Source organism: Burkholderia sp. ABCPW 14, from assembly GCF_001523835.1.
Lineage (GTDB): Bacteria > Pseudomonadota > Gammaproteobacteria > Burkholderiales > Burkholderiaceae > Burkholderia > Burkholderia mayonis.
Genome location: NZ_LOVS01000213.1, coordinates 66474 through 83868 on the forward strand (window position 1 = coordinate 66474; position 17395 = coordinate 83868).

A 17395-nucleotide genomic window follows, 5' to 3' on the forward strand; every position below is an offset into this window, starting at 1 on the left:
TCGGCGTGGCCGCGATGTGTCGCGGGCGGTGCGGTTGCGGGCGGTGCGGTTGCGGGCGGTGCGGTTGCGGGCGGTGCGGTCGTGCGGTGCGGTCGTGCGGTGCGGTCGTGCGGTGCGGTCGTGCGTTCGGTGGTCGGTCTTCCGTGATGGCCGATCGACGCTCGCTTGTCATGGACTCAACGGTCGAGTTCTCGGCGATCGGCATTCCGATGCCCGGCAATCGGGTGCATGACGTTCATGTCGGTGCGGTAGTCAGCAGCGCGCGGTGATTTCGAAATCGTGTTCGACATCGACATCGGCATCTCCCGCGGCAACAGCGGCAACGGCTGCGGCATCCGCGTCGATACGGGCGGCGGCATCGGCCAACGTACGCGGATAGGCATCGACGCTGCGTCTGCATCAATCGCATCAACGGCATCCGCGGCTTCGGCTTCGGCTTCGGCTTCGGCTTCGGCTTCGGCTTCGGCTTCGGCTTCGGCTTCGGCTTCGGCTTCGGCTTCGGCTTCGGCTTCGGCTTCGGCAGCATAACCGTCGACGTCCATCTCGCCGTTGCCGTTGCCATTGCCGTTGCCGCGACATGCCCCGACCACGCGCCGCCCGCACACCAGGGCGTCCGACGCGCGCCGCCGCGCCGCGTCCCCGCCCGCCTCATCTACGAATGGAGAACGCGCTATGGATTCCTTCATCGAACTGCAAGAAAACGACCGGCGCCAGGTGCCGGTCCGTGGCCGCGCCTTTCTGGCGGGAGCCGACAGCCCGCTCGTGCCGGTGACGATTCCGATCGCGAACGACCTGGCGCTCGCGCTCGCGCATCCGGCCGACACGCCCGCCGACGCCGCCGCCCTCTGCCGCGACGCGATCGACGCGCGGCTGCCCAATACGGGCGCGCTGCTGTTCCGCGGGCTGCCGATCGCCGGCCGCGCCGGCTTCGACGCGTTCATGCGCGCGCTCGGCTACGCGCCGCGCAGCTACAGCGGCGGCATCGCGGTGCGCGCGCGCGACGCGGGCTACGCGCTCGTCGCGAGCCAGGAAGACCCGCGCATCACGATGGCCCCGCACAACGAGATGGCCTATCTGCCCGACGCTCCGCGCAAGGTGTTCTTCTTCTGCGCGGCCGCCGCGGACGAAGGCGGCGAAGTGCCGATCAACGACATCCGGCTCGCCGCCAAGCAAATCCCCGACGAGATTCTCGCGAGGTTCGAGCGCAAGCGGATCGGCTACCACCGCTATCTGCCGCGCGAGTCGACGCCGACGCAGATCGGCTGGATCGACACGTTCGGCATGCGCGAGCGCGACGCCGTCGACGCGCTGATGCGCGACAAAGGCTACACGCACCGCTGGCTCGACGACGACGGCCTCGGCTACGGCTACGTGCACGACGCGTTCCTCGACGACCCCGCGGGCGGCGCGCCGCTGTGGTTCAACCAGGTGACGGAGCTGCACGCGTCGTACTGGCGCAGCCATCCGCTCTTCCCGTCCGACTGGGACGACGCGCGCTATCCGGCGACGACGACGTACGGCGACGGCGAGCCGATCGATCCCGAGCTCGTCACGAAATTGCGCGCGGCGCTGTGGCGCACGTCGCGCGCGGTCGCGATGCGGCCGGGCGACGTGCTCGTGCTCGACAACACCTACGTGCAGCACGGCCGTTTCGCGTTCTCCGGGCCGCGCCTGCATCTCGTCAGCCTGACCGACTGAGGTTTCCGATGGCACACCGAAACGATCCTCCTCTCACGAGCGCGCAGCAGGACACGCGGCATCTGCTGCACCCGTGGGCCGACCTGTCCGCGCTCGGCCGCGAAACGCCGACTGTCGTCGTCGACGCGCACGGCACGCGCGTGACCGACTCGAACGGCCGCACGTATCTCGACGCGATCGGCGGCATGTGGTGCGTGACCGTCGGCTACGGCCGCCGTGAAATCGCGGACGCGATCCGCGACCAGGCGCTGCGCATGCCGTTCTACACGCCGTTCGGCGCGATGACGAACGAGCCGGCCGCCGCGCTCGGCGCGCGGCTCGCCGCGCTCGCGCCCGGCGACCTGAAGCGCGTGCACCTGACCACCTGCGGCTCGACCGCGGTCGAATCGGCGCTGCGCTTCGCGCACTACTACTTCGGCGCGACCGGCCGCCCGCAGAAGCGCCACATCGTCACGCGCGGCGACGCGTACCACGGCAGCACGTATCTCGCCGCGTCGGTGTCCGGCAAGGCATGGGACCGCACATGCTTCCACTACGACGACACGATCGTCCATCACCTGTCGTCGCCGAACCCTTACCGGCGGCCGCCCGGCATGAGCGTCGACGCGTTCTGCGCGACGCTCGTCGACGAATTCGACGCGCTGATCGCGAAGCTCGGCGCGGACCGGATCGCGTGCTTCATCGCCGAGCCGATCCTCGCGTCCGGCGGCGTGATCGTGCCGCCGCCCGGCTACCTCGCCGCGATGCGCGAGCGTTGCCGTCGGCACGACATCCTGTACATCTCCGACGAAGTCGTCACGGGCTTCGGCCGCGTCGGCCACTTCTTCGCGTCGCATGCGCACTTCGGCATCGAGCCCGACATGATCGTCATCGCGAAGGGGCTCACGTCCGGCTATCAGCCGCTCGGCGCGGTGCTGATCTCGGCGCGGCTCGTCGATGCAGTGTCGGGCGAACATGCTTACGGCAACGGCGTGTTCACGAACGGCTTCACGTATTCCGGCCATCCGGTCGCATGCGCGGCCGCGCTCGCGAACATCGAGCTGATGGAGCGCGAGCGGATCTGCGAGCATGTGCGCGACGTCGGCCCTTACTTCATCCGCCAGCTCGACGCGTTGCGGCGCTTCCCCATAGTCGGCGACGTGCGCGGCGATCATCTGATGGCGTGCATCGAATGCACGAGCGGCGCGGGCGCGGCCGGCGCGCTGCCGACGCCGGAGGACATCGCGATCGCGCAGCGCGTCGACCGCCATTGCGAGGCGATGGGCCTGCTCGTTCGGCCGTACGAGAGCATGTGCATCCTGTCGCCGCCCCTCACTGTGACCCGCGCCGACATCGACGAAATCTGCGCGATTCTCGCCACAGCGCTCGAACGCACGCAGCGCGAGCTCGCCGAATGCGCACCCCTTCCCGAGGAAAACGAGACATGCTGATCAACGGCGTCTGCATCGAAGGGGGCGGCGAGCCGCTCTCGATCGTCGATCCGGCGACGGGCGAGCCGCTCGCGTCGCCCGCTTCGGCGAGCGCGGCCGATATCGAGCGCGCGGTCGCGGCGGCCGAAGCCGCGTTCCCCGCATGGCGCGCGACGACGCCGCAGACGCGCGCGAGCCTGCTGCTCGCGCTCGCCGACGAAATCGACCGCCAGGCCGAGACGCTCGCCCGCATCGAAAGCCGCAACACCGGCAAGCCGCTGCATCTCGTCGTGCAGGACGAGATGCCCGCCGTCGCCGACTGCTTCCGCTTCTACGCGGGCGCCGCGCGCACCGCGAGCGGGCCGTCCGCGGGCGAATACGTCGAAGGCCATACGAGCATGGTGCGGCGCGATCCCGTCGGCGTCGTCGCGCAGATCGCGCCATGGAACTACCCGCTGATGATGGCCGCCTGGAAGCTCGCGCCGGCGCTCGCCGCCGGCAACACGATCGTGTTCAAGCCGTCGGAGTGGACGCCGCTGTCGATCGTCGCGCTCGAAGCTGCGCTCGCCCGCATCTTCCCCGCGGGCGTCGTCAACATCGTGCTCGGCGGCGGCGCGACGGTCGGCCGCGCGCTCGCCGCGCATCCGCGCGTGCGGATGATCTCGCTGACGGGCTCGGTCGAAGCCGGCAAGTCCGTGCTCGCCGCGGCCACCGGCAATCTGAAGCGCACGCATCTCGAACTCGGCGGCAAGGCGCCCGTCCTCGTGTTCGACGATGCCGATCTCGACGCGGCCGTCGCCGGCATCCGCTACGCGGGCTTCTACAACGCCGGGCAGGACTGCACGGCGGCGACGCGGATCTACGCGCAGCGCGGCGTCTACGACACGCTCGCGCAGCGGCTCGCGGACGCGGCCGGCACGCTGCGCGTCGGCGCGCCCGACCGCGCCGACGCCGAGATGGGGCCGCTCGTCAGCGCCGCGCACCGCGCGCGCGTCGATCGCTTCGTGCAGGAAGCGGCCGCGCTGCCGCACGCGACGGTGCTCGCGGGCGGCGCGCCGCTCGCCGGCCCCGGCTGCTATTACGCGCCGACCGTGATCGCCGGCGTGCGGCACGACGATGCGGCGATGCGCCGCGAAGCGTTCGGCCCGGTCGTCACGCTGACGCCGTTCGATACCGAATCGCAGGCGCTTCGGTGGGCGAACGATTCGGAATACGGATTGGCGTCGTCGGTGTGGACCCGCGACGCGGCGCGCGGCATGCGGCTCGCCGCGTGCATCGAGGCGGGCGTCACGTGGGTGAACGCGCATTTCACCTACACGGCCGACATGCCGCACGGCGGGACCAAGCAGTCCGGCTACGGCTCCGATCTGTCGACGCTCGGCCTCGCCGACTACACGCAGCCACGCCACGTGATGTGGCGGCACTGACGCGCACGACGCGCCGCGTGCTTTTTCGAACCCGACACAGACGATTCCCATGACCGCATCCACCTCTTCCCGCGAACTCGCCACGGCCGTCGAAGCGGCCGTCCTGTCGCTCGCCGGCGACGTCGCCGGCCGCCCGTTCGACGCGGCGGCCGCGGAGCGTCCGTTGCACGCGCTGGGCTTCGACTCGTTGCAATACGTCGAACTGTCCGGACGCCTGAACGAATACTACGGGCTCGATCTCGCGCCGACGCTGTTCTTCGACGTGCACGCGCCGCGCCAGATCGCGGCGTATCTGCTTGCGCGGCACGCGGCCGAGATCGCGTGCAAGCATGACAGCGCGATCGAGAGCGCGACGGACACGGCGGCGGACACGACCGCCGCAGCCGGCGGCAGCGCCGAAGCCGGGACGGCGGCGGAGCCGCCCACGACCGCGCAAGCCACCGACATGCCGCACATGATCGCCCAGCGCGCGAACGCGCCGCTTCTTGGCACGCATTCGCAACACGACGCATTGCACGACGCATTGCACGGCACATTGAACGACGCATTGCACGACGAAGCGCGCGATGAAGCGCGTCACGACACGACCGCCGGCGCGCACGACGAATCGGCAAGCGACGTCGCGATCGTCGGCATGGCCGGCCTCTTCCCGCAATCGGCCGATCTCGCCGAATTCTGGCGGCACCTCGCCGCCGGCGACGACCTGATCGCCGAAGCGCCGCCGTCGCGCTGGGACTGGCGTGCGGTCGACGGCGAGCCCGCGTCGCGCTGGGGCGGCTTCATTCCGCGCGTCGAATATTTCGACGCCGCGTTCTTCGGCATCTCGCCGCGCGAGGCCGAGCAGATGGACCCGCAGCAGCGCCTGCTGATGCAGACCGCATGGGCCGCGCTCGAAGACGCGGCGATCCGCCCGTCCGATCTGATGGGCAGCGACGCGGCGGTGTTCGTCGGCGTCAGCACGTCCGATTACCTCGATCTGCTGCCCGGCGCGGACGGCCATCTCGCGGTCGGCAACGCGCACGCGATGCTGCCGAACCGGCTGTCGCATCTGCTCGGCACGCACGGGCCGAGCGAGGCCGTCGACACCGCGTGCTCGAGCTCGCTCGTCGCGCTGCACCGCGCGGTGCGCGCGCTGCGGCGTGGCGAGAGCGGCGTCGCGATCGTGGGCGGCGTCAACGTGATGCTGACGACGCGGCTGCATCGCGCGCTCGCCGCCGCCGGCATGCTGAGTCCGGACGGGCGGTGCAAGACATTCGATGCGTCGGCGAACGGCTACGTGCGCGGCGAAGGCGTCGCGGCGCTCGTGCTGATGCCGCTCGAACGCGCGCGCGCGGGCCGGCATCCGGTGCTCGCGGTGATCAAGGGCAGCGCGATCAATCACGGCGGCCGCGCGGCGTTCCTGACCGCGCCCGACGTGAACGCGCAGGCCGCGCTGATCGAGGCCGCGTATCGCGACGCGGGCGTCGATCCGGCGACGGTCTCGTACGTCGAAGCCCACGGCACCGGCACGCCGCTCGGCGATCCGATCGAAGTGCAGGCGCTGCGCCAGGGCTTCGACGCGTGCGCTCGCGAGCAGGCCGATGCACGTGCGCCGGCGCGCTGCGGCCTCGGCTCGGTCAAGACCAACATCGGGCACCTCGAAGCGGCGGCGGGTCTCGCGGGCGTCGTGAAGGTCGTGCTCGCGATGAACCGGCGGATGCTGCCGCCGAGCCTGCATTGCCGCGAGCCGAATCCGTACCTGAAGCTCGACGACAGCCGCTACCACATCGTCACCGAGCCGACGCCGTGGCCGGGCGAAGCGACGCCGACGCCGCTTCGCGCGGGCGTCAGTTCGTTCGGGTTCGGCGGATCGAATGCGCACGTCGTGCTGCAGTCGGCGGATGCTCGGCCGGTCGACGGCGCGAGCTCGTCGCGGCCGGCGTCCGTCCCGGCGTCCGCAACCGCATCCGCAACCGCAACCGCATCCGCATCCGCAGCCGCATCCGCAGCCGCATCCGCAACCGCAACCGCAGCCGCAGCCGCATCCGCAACCGCAACCGCAGCCGAATCCGCAGCCGAATCCGCAGCCGAATCCGAAGCCGCTTTCGCGAACGCAGCGGACGCGACCGATCCGCCGACCTGGTTCATTCCGCTGTCGGCGCGCACCGACACCGCGCTGCGCACGCGCGCCGCGCAACTCGCGCGCTGGCTCGACGCCGAGCGCGCCGACGATGCATGGCTGCCGGCGCTCGCGAAAACGTTGTCGATCGGCCGCGAACCGATGTCGCACCGCTTCGGCGTCACGTGCGCGTCGCTCGACGCGCTTCGCGCGCAGCTCGCGATCGCGCTGGACGGCGACGCCGAAACGCTCGCGCGCGACGACGCGCGTCTGCAGCCGCACGCCCCCGAGCATGCCGCGTGGCTCGCGGGCGAGTCCGCGCCGCTGCCCGTCGCGTGGCGCGACGCGACGCCGCGCTTGCGATTGCCCGTCTATCCGTTCGAAGGCGAGCGGCACTGGCCAACCGACGAAGCGATGCCGTCGCGCTTCGCGCTTGCGCCCGCGGGCGAAGGCGCGTACCGGCTGCCCATCGCACCCGATGCGCCGCTCGTCGCCGATCATCGGCTCGCGGGCGAACCCGCGCTCGCCGCCGCCGCGCAGATCGTGATCGCATGGCGCGCGTTCGAGGCCGACACGAGCGGTTCGAGCGGTTCGAGCGGTTCGAGCGGTTCCAACGGTTCGAACGGTTCCAACGGTTCCAACGGTTCCAACGGTTCGCACAACGATTCGGCCAATCCGGACGATACGTTCGACACAAGCGCCACGACGCACATCGCGCTGCACGACATCGAATGGCTCGCGCCGATCGCGATCGGTGCGCCGACCGATCTGCACGTCACGCTCGCGCGCAACGAAGACGAAGACAACAACAACGGCAACGATGACGACGACCGCGACCGCGACGAAAACAGAGACGCCGCACGATTCGCGATCGCCGTTCCCCCCGCCATCGACACGCCGCTCGGCCGCGGACGCGCGGCCAGCGCCGCAAGCGCCCGGCCGGCAGCCCCCGCACTCGACATCGCAGCGATCCGCGCACGCTGCACGCAGCCGATCTCGGCCGACGCGTGCTACGACGCATTCGCCGCGACCGGCATCGATTACGGACCGACCTTTCGCCCGCTGCGCGCGCTCGCGGTCGGCCGCGAAGAAGTGCTCGCCGAGTTCGACGCGGCGGCGCTCGCGCGCACGACGGACGACGCGCGGCTCGTCGCGCTGCTCGACGGCGCGTTCCAGGCGATCGCGGGCCTGCAGCTCGCGGACGCGGGACGCATCGACGGCGCGCTCCTGCCTGCGGCGCTCGCGCGCATCGAATTCGTCGGTCCGCTCGCGGATAGCGTCCACGCATGGATTCGCGAAGTGCCGGCCGCGTCGGGCCACCGCACGTTCGACCTCGATCTCGTGACCGCGCGCGGCGAGCGGTGCGCATCGCTGCGCGGCCTCGCGCTTGCGTCGGGACGGCGCGCGGCGTCGCGCGAAGCGCCGCGGCTCGCGACGCCCGGCGAGCATCTGCTCGCGCCGCAGTGGCTGCCGTGCGCGGCGAACGCAGCGACGCACGCGCCGCGCGCCGCCAGGCTGACCGTATTGGGCGGCACGCCCGCCCAGCACGCCGCGCTCGCCGCGACGCGCGCGGCGTTGCACGCGATCGACGACCTCGCCGAACTCGACACGCATGTCGAGCATCTCGTCTGGCTGCCGCCCGCCTCGGCGGGTCCGCACGCACCGCTCACGCGATGCGCGGGCCTCGACGGCTTCCGGCTCATCAAGCGGCTGCTCGCGCTCGGCGTCGGCGACCGCGCATTCGAGCTGACCGTGCTGACCGTGCGCGCGTGGACGATGCCGGGCGACGCGCCCGCGTTCCCCGCGCATGCAGAGCTCGCCGGGCTGTGCGGATCGCTTGCGAACGAATATCCGCATTGGCGCGTGCGGCTGCTCGATCTGTCCGACGCCGACGCGCTGCCCGCCGACTGGCGAACGCAGGACACCGAAGGCGGCCACCCGCTGCTGCTGCACCGGCACGGCCAATGGTTCACGCGCCGGCTCGTGCCGCTCTCGGCGCTGCCCGCGCGCACCGAGCCGCCGTACCGGCCGGGCGGCGTCTATGTCGCGATCGGCGGCGCGGGCGGCATCGGCCGGGTCTGGACCGAGCACGCGATTCGCGCGTGCGGCGCGCAGGTCGTGTGGATCGGGCGGCGGCCGCTCGACGCGCAGATCGATGCGCACTGCGACACGCTCGCCGCGCTCGGCCCGCGCCCGTCGTATCTGCGCGCGGACGCGAGCGACGTCGACAGCCTGCGCGCCGCGCGCGACGCGGTGCTCGAGCGCTTCGGCCGGATCGACGGCATCGTGCACACGGCGATCGTGCTGCAGGACGGCGGCCTCGCGCAGCAGGACGAAGCGCAGTTCAGCGCGGCGCTGAACGCGCAGGTCGCGACGACCGCGAACCTGGCAAGCGTGTTCGGCAGCGACACGCTCGACTTCATCCTGTTCTTCTCGTCGCTGCAGAGCGCGTTCGTCGCGGCGGGCCAGAGCAATTACGCGGCGGGCTGCACGTTCCGCGACGCGTTCGCCGATTGGTTGCGCGCGCAGGTCCGGTGCGCGGTCAAGGTCGTGAACTGGGGCTATTGGGGGCAGACGGGCGTCGTCGCGTCCGAGCCCTATCGTCAGCGGATGGCCGCGCTCGGCATCGGCTCGATCGAGCCGGCGGCGGCGATGGCGGTCGTCGACGCGCTGCTCGGCGCGCCCGTCGATCAGGTCGGCTACCTGAAGACGATCGCGAGCGCGGCAGTGCCGACGCTCGCGCCCGCGCTCGCGGCCCGCGTCGCGCCGCGCTCGGATGCGCTCGCCGAAGCGCCGCTGCCGCGCGTCGACGCGACGGGCGACAGCGCGCAGTGGCAGCGCGCGCTCGCCGATCTCGATCGCGCGATCGCGCGCCGCCTGTTCGCCGAGCTCGCCGCGCTGCGCGTGTTCGCCGACGGCAGCACCGACGGCACGGCGACGGCAAGCGCCGATGCCGATGCCGATGCCCCGCACGTGCGCACGAACGCGCAAATCGGCAAGACGACGATACCCGTCGCCGCAGCCGACGATCGCAGCGCGTGCGACGGCGCACACGCGGGCCAGTGCGAATGCGCATCGGCCTGCCGCGCCGCGCAACCCCGCGCATCGTTCGACGTCGACACTGCGCTGCACGCCGGCCTCGTCGCGCCCGCCTACCGGCGCTGGCTCGCGCACGCGCTGACGCTGATCGCACGGCACGGCTGCATCGCGTGGGACGGCCGCGCAGGCCGCATCGCCGACCTGCCGCCGTCCGTGGACGCCGCGCGCGCCGAATGGCGGCAAGCGCACGCCGAGCTCGCGCGCACGGCGCTGCTGAACGCCCACCTCGCGCTCGTCGACGCGACGCTCGACGCGCTGCCCTCGATCCTGCAAGGCCGCGTGCCCGCGACGTCGGTCCTGTTCCCCGACGGCGACCTGAGCCGCGTCGAAGCCGTCTATCAGCGCAACGAGCAGGCGGACCGCTGCAACCGGGCGCTCGCCGACGCGGTGCTGCACCTCGTCGCCGGCACGAGCGCCCGCCGGCCGGCGACGCTCGCCGAGATCGGCGCGGGCACGGGCGGCACGACCGTGCCGCTCCTCGCTGCGCTCGACGCAAGCGGCGCGCGGCTCGGCCGCTACGATTTCACCGACATCTCGAAGGCGTTCCTGCTGAACGCCGAGCAATCGTTCGGCCGAGGCCGCGACATGCTGCGCTACCGGCTGTTCGACGTGGAGCGGCCGGTCGGCGATCAGGCGCTCGACGCGGGCGGCTACGACATCGTGATCGCGACCAACGTGCTGCACGCGACGCAGGACATCGGCGTCACGCTGCGCAACGCGAAGGCGCTGCTGAAGACGGGCGGCCATCTGATCGTCAACGAACTGCTCGACACGCACGGCTTCGCGCATGCGACGTTCGGCCTGCTGCCGGGCTGGTGGCGGCATCGGGACAGCGCGCGCCGCCTGCCCGGCAGCCCGCTGCTGTCGCGCGACGGCTGGACGCATGCATTGCGCGCGGCGGGCTTCACGGTGCTCGACGGCGGCCCTGTCGATGGCGCGAGCGCCGGCCAGGGCGTGATCGTCGCGATCAGCGACGGCGTGATCGTGCAGCCCGCGGCCATCGATGCGCGCGAGCCGGCGCAGGTCGATGCGCGGCCGCACGCGGCCGCCGCGACACCGGCCGCCGCAGCCGCGCGCGCGATTTCGGCTTCGTCGCCGGCCGCGCCGGCGGCCGGCGCAAACCTGCGCGCGCGCTGCTTGCAATGGCTGACGCAACTCGTCGCGGGGACGCTGAAAATGCCGGCCGGCAAGCTCGCGCCGGATCAGCCGCTCGGCAGCTACGGCGTCGACTCGATTCTCGTGATCGGCCTGACGAAGACGCTGCGCGAAACGTTCGGCGTCGCGCTGTCGAACGCGACGCTGTTCGAGCACGCGACGCTGAATGCGCTCGCCGATTTCTTCGTCGCCGAGCATCGCGCCGCGTGCGAGCGCGTGCTCGGCGGCGATGCGGCTGTCGCTGCAAACGCGTCGCCGGCTGAACGCGCCGCTGCGCGGTCGGGCGCGACCGGCCGCGCATCCTGCGGCACACCCGCGCCCATGTCCGCATCGACGATGCCGGATCGAGCCGCATCGAGCGAGCGCGCATCGCACCCGGCGATACCGGCCACGCTCCCCCACGCGCGCTCCGCGACGCCCGCGCGCGCCGACGATACGGCCATCGCCGTGATCGGCATGTCGGGCCGCTACGCACAGGCGGACAACCTGCGCGAGTTCTGGGACAACCTCCGCGCGGGCCGCCACTGCATCACCGAGGTGCCCGCCGAGCGCTGGGACTGGCGCACGCATTTCGACGCGGAGAAAGGCGCGCCCGGCCGCACGTACAGCCGCTGGGGCGGCTTCCTGAAGCAGATCGACCGCTTCGACGCCGCGTTCTTCCGGATCGCGCCGAGCGACGCGGAGAACATCGATCCGCAAGGCCGCCTGTTTCTCGAAGAATCGTGGGCCGCGATCGAGGATGCGGGCTACACGCCCGCGACGCTCAGCGCGAGCCGCAAGGTCGGCGTGTTCGTCGGCGTGATGAACGGCGGCTACCCGACGGGCGCGCAGTTCTGGAGCATCGCGAACCGCGTGTCGCACGCGCTCGACCTGCACGGGCCGAGCCTCGCCGTCGACACCGCGTGCTCGTCGTCGCTGACCGCGATCCATCTCGCGCTCGAAAGCCTGCGCAGCGGCACCTGCGACTGCGCGCTCGCGGGCGGCGTCAATCTTATTCAGAGTCCGAAGCATCTGGTCGGCCTGTCGTCGCTGACGATGCTGTCGGCGGGCGACACGTGCCGCGCGTTCGGCGCGGGCGCGGACGGCTTCGTCGACGGCGAAGGCGTCGGCGTGCTCGTACTGAAGCCGCTGTCGCGCGCGCTCGCCGACGGCGACGCGATCCACGGCATCATTCGCGGCAGCATGATCAACGCGGGCGGCAAGACGCACGGCCTCACCGTGCCGAATCCGCGCGCGCAGCAGGCGGTCGTCGGCGCGGCGCTCGCGAGAAGCGGCGTGCCCGCGCGCGCGGTCGGCTACATCGAGGCGCACGGCACCGGCACCGCGCTCGGCGATCCGATCGAGCTCGCCGGCCTCACGCGCGCGTTCGCCGAAACCACCGCCGATCGCGGCTTCTGCGCGCTCGGCTCGGTCAAGTCGAACATCGGCCATTGCGAGAGCGCGGCGGGCGTCGCCGGCGTCACGAAGGTGCTGCTGCAGATGAAGCACCGCGAGCTCGTGCCGACGCTGCACGCGGACGAGACGAATCCCGACATCGATTTCGCGCAATCGCCGTTCGTGCTGCAGCGCCGGCTCGCGCCGTGGCCGAAGCCGGACACGGGCGATCGGCCGCGAATCGCGGGCGTGTCGTCGTTCGGCGCGGGCGGCGCGAACGCGCACGTCGTGCTCGAAGAGTTCGTCGACGCGCGCGTCGTGACTGGCGGCGACGCCTCCGGCCCCGCGATCATCGTGCTGTCCGCCGCGACCGACGACGCGCTGCGCCGCCGCGCGCGGCAGCTCCACGCGGCGCTCGCCGACGGCGAAATCGACGCGGATCGCCTGCACGATCTCGCGTACACGCTGCAAGCGGGCCGCGAAGCGATGGCCGCGCGCTTCGGCTGCGTCGTCGGCTCCGCCGCCGCGCTGCAAGCGACGCTCGCCGCGTTCGTCGAAGGCGACGCCTCGCACGGCTGGCACGCGCATCGGCTCGCCGCCGGCCGGCAGGGCCTCGCCGAACTCGATGCCGATCCCGAGCTGCGGGCGTCGCTCGTCGACCAATGCATCGCGAGCGGCAAGCTCGACAAGCTCGCGTCGCTCTGGTGCCAGGGGCTCGGCGTCGACTGGTCCGCGCTGCATCGCGGCGGCGCGCGCCGGCGCGTGCATTTGCCGACGTATCCGTTCGACGGCCCGAGCTACTGGTTCCGCGACGACGGCGCACTCGCGATCGAGCCGGCGCGCCGCCCTTCAGTCGAATCCGCGCGCGGCGATACGGTTGCGGCAAGCGACGCGAGCGTCGACGCGCCGGCCGCTTCGACGCCCGATGTCGCGGTGCTCGTCCGCCGGACGGTTGCGCAAGTGCTCGGCTATCCGGACGTCGACATGGGCGAATCGTTCTTCTCGCTCGGCGGCGATTCGATCCGCGCGGCGCGCGCGCACCGGGTGCTGCAACAGTCGCTCGGCGTGAGGATTCCGCTCAGCCTGATGCTGGAAGCGAAAACGCTCGCCGAATGTGCGCGCGCAATCGATGCGCTGCTGCCGAAGGAACTGTCGATCGCGGCGGGTATGTCGAATGCCGGCGCGGTCAAGACTGAAACGCGCGCCGCCGATATGCCCGTGACTGGCACGTCCGTAACCGGCACGTCCGCTGCCAGCATGCCCGCCACCGGCACCTCCGCGACCCAACCGCAAATGCCCCGCGCGCAGCAACTCACATCGCAATCGGCATCGCAAACGCACCCTGCCACCGCGCCCGCCCCGCGCGACACGCGCCCGCGACTGCACACGCTGTCGTCGAACCAACGGCAATTCTTCTTCCTCGATCGCCTGAATCCCGCGAATCCGGCGTTCAACCTGCCGGGCGCGCTGCGCGTGCGCGGCGAGTGGCACGCGGGTGCGCTCGAAGCCGCGTACCGGACGCTCATCGATTCGCACGACGTGCTGCGCACCCGCTTCGTCGTGCGCGGCGGCGAGCCGTGCGCCGAGGTTGCGCCGCATCGCGCGGCGGCGATCCGCCATCACGATCTGTCAGCACTGCTGCCGAAGCACCAGGCCGCGCGCATCGCCGAATGCCTGACGGAATCGAGCCGCGAAGGCTTCGCGCTCGAACAGGGCGAGCCGAGCCGGCTGACGGTGCTCGAATTGCGCGACGACGACCACGTGATCCTGCTGAACCTGCATCACATCGTCGGCGACGCGGTGTCCGTCGTCGTGCTGCTCGACGCACTCGCGCGCGCCGCGCTGACGGGCCGCGCGCCCGCGCCGTGCGCCGGGCATCCGCAATACGCGGAGTGGGCCGCGCGCGAACACCAGCAATTGCCCGAGGTCGTCGAACGCGAGCTGCCGTACTGGCTCGATCGCCTGCGCGACGTACCGCCGCCGCTGCCGCTGCCGTGCGACCGCGCGCGTCCGCCCGTGCCGAGCTATCGAGGGCAGAGCGTGCCGCTCGCATTCCCGGCGGAACTGACCGCGCAGCTCGACGCATACTGCAAGACGCACGGGCTGTCGCGCTTCGTCGTGATGCTCGCCGCATTCAAGGTCGCGCTGCGCGTGCTGTCGGGCCGCGACGACGTGGTCGTCGGCAGTCCTTACGCGAATCGCGCCGACGACGACACGGCCGACATGATCGGCAGCCTCGCCTACGCGCTCGTGCTGCGCACACAGCTCGGCGCGGCCGAGACCTTCCCGGACGCGATCGCGCTCGTGCGGCGCACCGTGCACGGCGCGTTCGATCATCTCGGCGTGCCGTATCCGCGGCTCGTCGAAACGCTGAATCCGGCGCGCCACGGCGGCGCGAATCCGCTCTACCAGATCATGTTCAACGTGATCCCGATGCCGGCGCTGCCCGACGGCGTCACGCCCGTCGAAGTCGATTCCGGCTGGCTCGACTACGACCTGTTCGTGCGGCTGCGCGCATCGGACCGCGCGATCGAAGGCGTGCTGCAATTCAGCGCCGATCTCTTCGACCGCCGGACCGCCGAAGCGATCGCCATGTACTACGTCGAGCTGCTGCACACGCTGCTCGCGCATCCGTCGCTGCCGCTCGCCGGCCTCGCGCCGCCCGCCGAGCTCGCGCTCGAACGGACGATCGCCGACGCGATGCCGCCGCTGCGCCTCGAAATCGTATCGACGTTCACGGATAGGCCGCTCGCCGGCACGCTGCGCTACTGGAGCACCGCGACGGGCCAATCGATCGAGCCGAGCTTCGCTCCGTACGGTCAGTTATTCCAGACACTTTATGATCCGTCGACGCCGTTCCACGCGAACCGGCACGGGATGAACGTCGTGCTCGTCAGGCCCAGCGACTGGCTGCGCTTCGACGGAGCGAGCGCGAGCGCGAACGCCGGTGCCGGTGCCGGTGCCGGTGCCGGTGCCGGTGCCGGTGCCGGTGCCGATGCCGATGCCAAAGCCAAAGCCGAAGCCGAAGCCGGTGCCGATGCCGAAGCCGGTGCCGATGCCGAAGCCGAAGCCGAAGCCGAAGCCGAAGCCGATGCCGATGCCGATGCCGATGCCGATGCCGATGCCGAAGCTAACGCCAATGCAGGCGCAGGCGACGCCGCCGCACGGATCGCGCTCTACGTCGACGAGCTCGCCGACGCGCTGCGCGACGCAGCGCCGTCGCTCGCCGTGCCGCTGCTCGTGCTGGTGCTGCCGGACGATGCGGCATCGCTCGCGAGCGGCGGCGAACATGAAGACACAAACGCGGACGACGCGTCGCTCGCGCCACACCGCACGCTCGCTGCGGCGCTCGCGGATCTGCCGGCCGTGACGGTCGCGCACTGGCGCGACGTCGCCGCGATCTATCCGGTCGCCGACGTGTTCGATCCGCACGCGGACGCCGCCGGCCACGTGCCGTTCACGAGCGAGTACTACGCGGCGCTCGCGAGCTATATCGCACGCACCGCGTTCCAGCACGCGGCGATGCCGCTCGACGACGCGTGGAACCGGCTCGCCGCGCAGATCCGCGACGATGCCGAGCAGCTCGTCGCCGCGCCGTCAGCCGACGCGCGCCACCGCCGCGCGCCGTATGCGCCGCCGGCGAACGAAGCCGAAGCGGCGCTCGCGCCGATCTTCGCAACGGCGCTGAAGCTCGACGATCTCGGCATCGACGACAACTTCTTCGACTGCGGCGGCCATTCGATCCTCGCGATCGGCGTCGTCTATCAGATCAACGAAGTATTCGGCGTCACGCTGTCGGTCGCGGACATCTTCATGGCGCCGACGGTGCGCCGGCTCGCCGAGCGGATGCGCGACGCGCCGGACGGCCCGGCATACGTCGATCTCGCGAGCGCGGCCGCGCTGCCCGACGACATCGCGCCGCTGCCCGCCCCCGTCGCCGACACGCCGCGCGCGCTGTTGCTGACGGGCGCGACGGGCTTCGTCGGCCGCCACCTGCTGCGCGAGCTGATCGATCGCACGGACGCGACGATCTACTGCCTCGTGCGCTCGCCCGACGCCGCGCAGGGCCTCGCGCGCCTCCGCGCGACGCTCGAGCGCTGGTCGCTGTGGCGCGACGGCGACGACGCGCGCGTGATCGCCGTGCCGGGCGATCTCGGACGCCCGCGCATCGGCTTGTCGAACGCCGATCGCGCGCGGCTCGTCGCCGAAGTCGACGCGATCTATCACAACGGCACCAGCATGAACCATCTCGAATCGTTCGAGATGGCGCGCGCCGCGAACGTCGACGGCGTGATCGAACTGCTGCGCATCGCGACCGAAGGCCGGCCGAAGACGTTCAACTACGTGTCGACGCTCGCCGTGTTCAGCATGCGCGAGCGCACCGGCAAGCACATATTCGACGAATCCGCGCCGATCGACGAAGAAAAGCACCCTTGCGACCAGGGCTACACGACGAGCAAGTGGGTCGGCGAGCAGTTGACGCATCTCGCGGCCGCGCGCGGCGTGCCGTGCAACGTGTTCCGGCTCGGCCTCGTGACGGGCGACGCGCGGCACGGGCATTACGACGCGCTGCAGGCCTACTATCGGCTGCTGAAGAGCTGCATGCTGATGGGCGCCGCGTTCGACGATTTCCGCTACGACCTCGTGATCACGCCGGTCGACTACGTCGCGCGCGCGCTCGCGCATCTCGGCGCGCAGCATCCGCACGGCGGCCGCGTGTTCCATCTGTCGACGATGCAGGTCACGCCGATGCGCACAGTGTTCGACATGATGAACGCGCAGTTGCCGACGCCGATGCGCATGCTCACGCACCGCGCGTGGATCGACGAGCTGCGCGTGCGCTACCGGCGCGGCGACGTGCAATCGATCGTGCCCGTCGTGCAATGGATGATGAACATGAGCGACGCCGAGCTCGTGAAGCTCGCCCGCGAGCGCGAGGAAACGACGTTCATCTACGACTGCACGGCCACGCATCGCGAGCTCGAGGCCGCCGGCATCGTCGTGCCCGTGTTCGACGACGCGCTGCTGCGCCGCTACCTGCGCGGCATGTTCGACGACGACACAGACCTGCGCGCGCTCGCCGGCCAGCCGGACGACGGCGAGCGTCTTTCTCCCCTTCACTCCCACACGTGATT

The 17395-nt window shown here is 71.4% G+C and carries 4 protein-coding genes and 3 pseudogenes; 6 read left to right on the forward strand and 1 reads right to left on the reverse strand.

The window, feature by feature from the left end; translation table 11 throughout:
- Positions 1 to 176 precede the first annotated feature (176 nt).
- On the reverse strand, positions 177 to 686 hold the full coding sequence (locus WS62_RS31750) for a hypothetical protein (RefSeq protein ID WP_156441206.1): 510 nt from the start codon (positions 684 to 686) through the stop codon (positions 177 to 179).
- Here WS62_RS31750 and WS62_RS31755 point away from each other — a divergent pair.
- The 6 genes and pseudogenes from WS62_RS31755 to WS62_RS31770 form a co-directional block, all read left to right on the forward strand.
- Positions 673 to 1698: a TauD/TfdA family dioxygenase gene (locus WS62_RS31755; RefSeq protein ID WP_066579564.1), complete on the forward strand. Its 1026-nt coding sequence runs from the start codon at positions 673 to 675 to the stop codon at positions 1696 to 1698. The two genes, WS62_RS31750 and WS62_RS31755, sit on opposite strands and share 14 nt — an antisense overlap.
- A gap of 8 nt (positions 1699 to 1706) precedes the next feature.
- Positions 1707 to 3128 (forward strand): aminotransferase, encoded by a 1422-nt coding sequence (locus WS62_RS31760; RefSeq protein WP_066579566.1) that lies wholly within the window; start codon positions 1707 to 1709, stop codon positions 3126 to 3128.
- Positions 3122 to 4534, forward strand: coding sequence for a gamma-aminobutyraldehyde dehydrogenase (locus tag WS62_RS31765; protein ID WP_066579569.1), 1413 nt, complete (start codon positions 3122 to 3124; stop codon positions 4532 to 4534). Before WS62_RS31760 ends, WS62_RS31765 begins: the two co-directional genes overlap by 7 nt.
- Positions 4535 to 4583: 49 nt before the next feature.
- Positions 4584 to 5030: pseudogene (locus tag WS62_RS39125) on the forward strand (acyl carrier protein); the annotation flags it as partial.
- A 93-nt stretch (positions 5031 to 5123) separates the two neighbouring features.
- A pseudogene (locus WS62_RS39130) lies at positions 5124 to 6533 on the forward strand (polyketide synthase); the annotation flags it as partial.
- Positions 6534 to 6653: 120 nt separating this feature from the next.
- Positions 6654 to 17393: pseudogene (locus WS62_RS31770) on the forward strand (thioester reductase domain-containing protein); the annotation flags it as partial.
- Between the last annotated feature and the right edge of the window lie 2 nt (positions 17394 to 17395).

Bases quoted from the DNA above. Each gene is read 5' to 3' on its own strand.
- WS62_RS31755 (WP_066579564.1), top strand. From the start codon at position 673: ATGGATTCCTTCATCGAACTGCAAGAAAACGACCGGCGCCAGGTGCCG.
- WS62_RS31765 (WP_066579569.1), top strand. From the start codon at position 3,122: ATGCTGATCAACGGCGTCTGCATCGAAGGGGGCGGCGAGCCGCTCTCG.
- WS62_RS31760 (WP_066579566.1), top strand. From the start codon at position 1,707: ATGGCACACCGAAACGATCCTCCTCTCACGAGCGCGCAGCAGGACACG.
- WS62_RS31750 (WP_156441206.1), bottom strand. From the start codon at position 686: ATGAAGGAATCCATAGCGCGTTCTCCATTCGTAGATGAGGCGGGCGGG.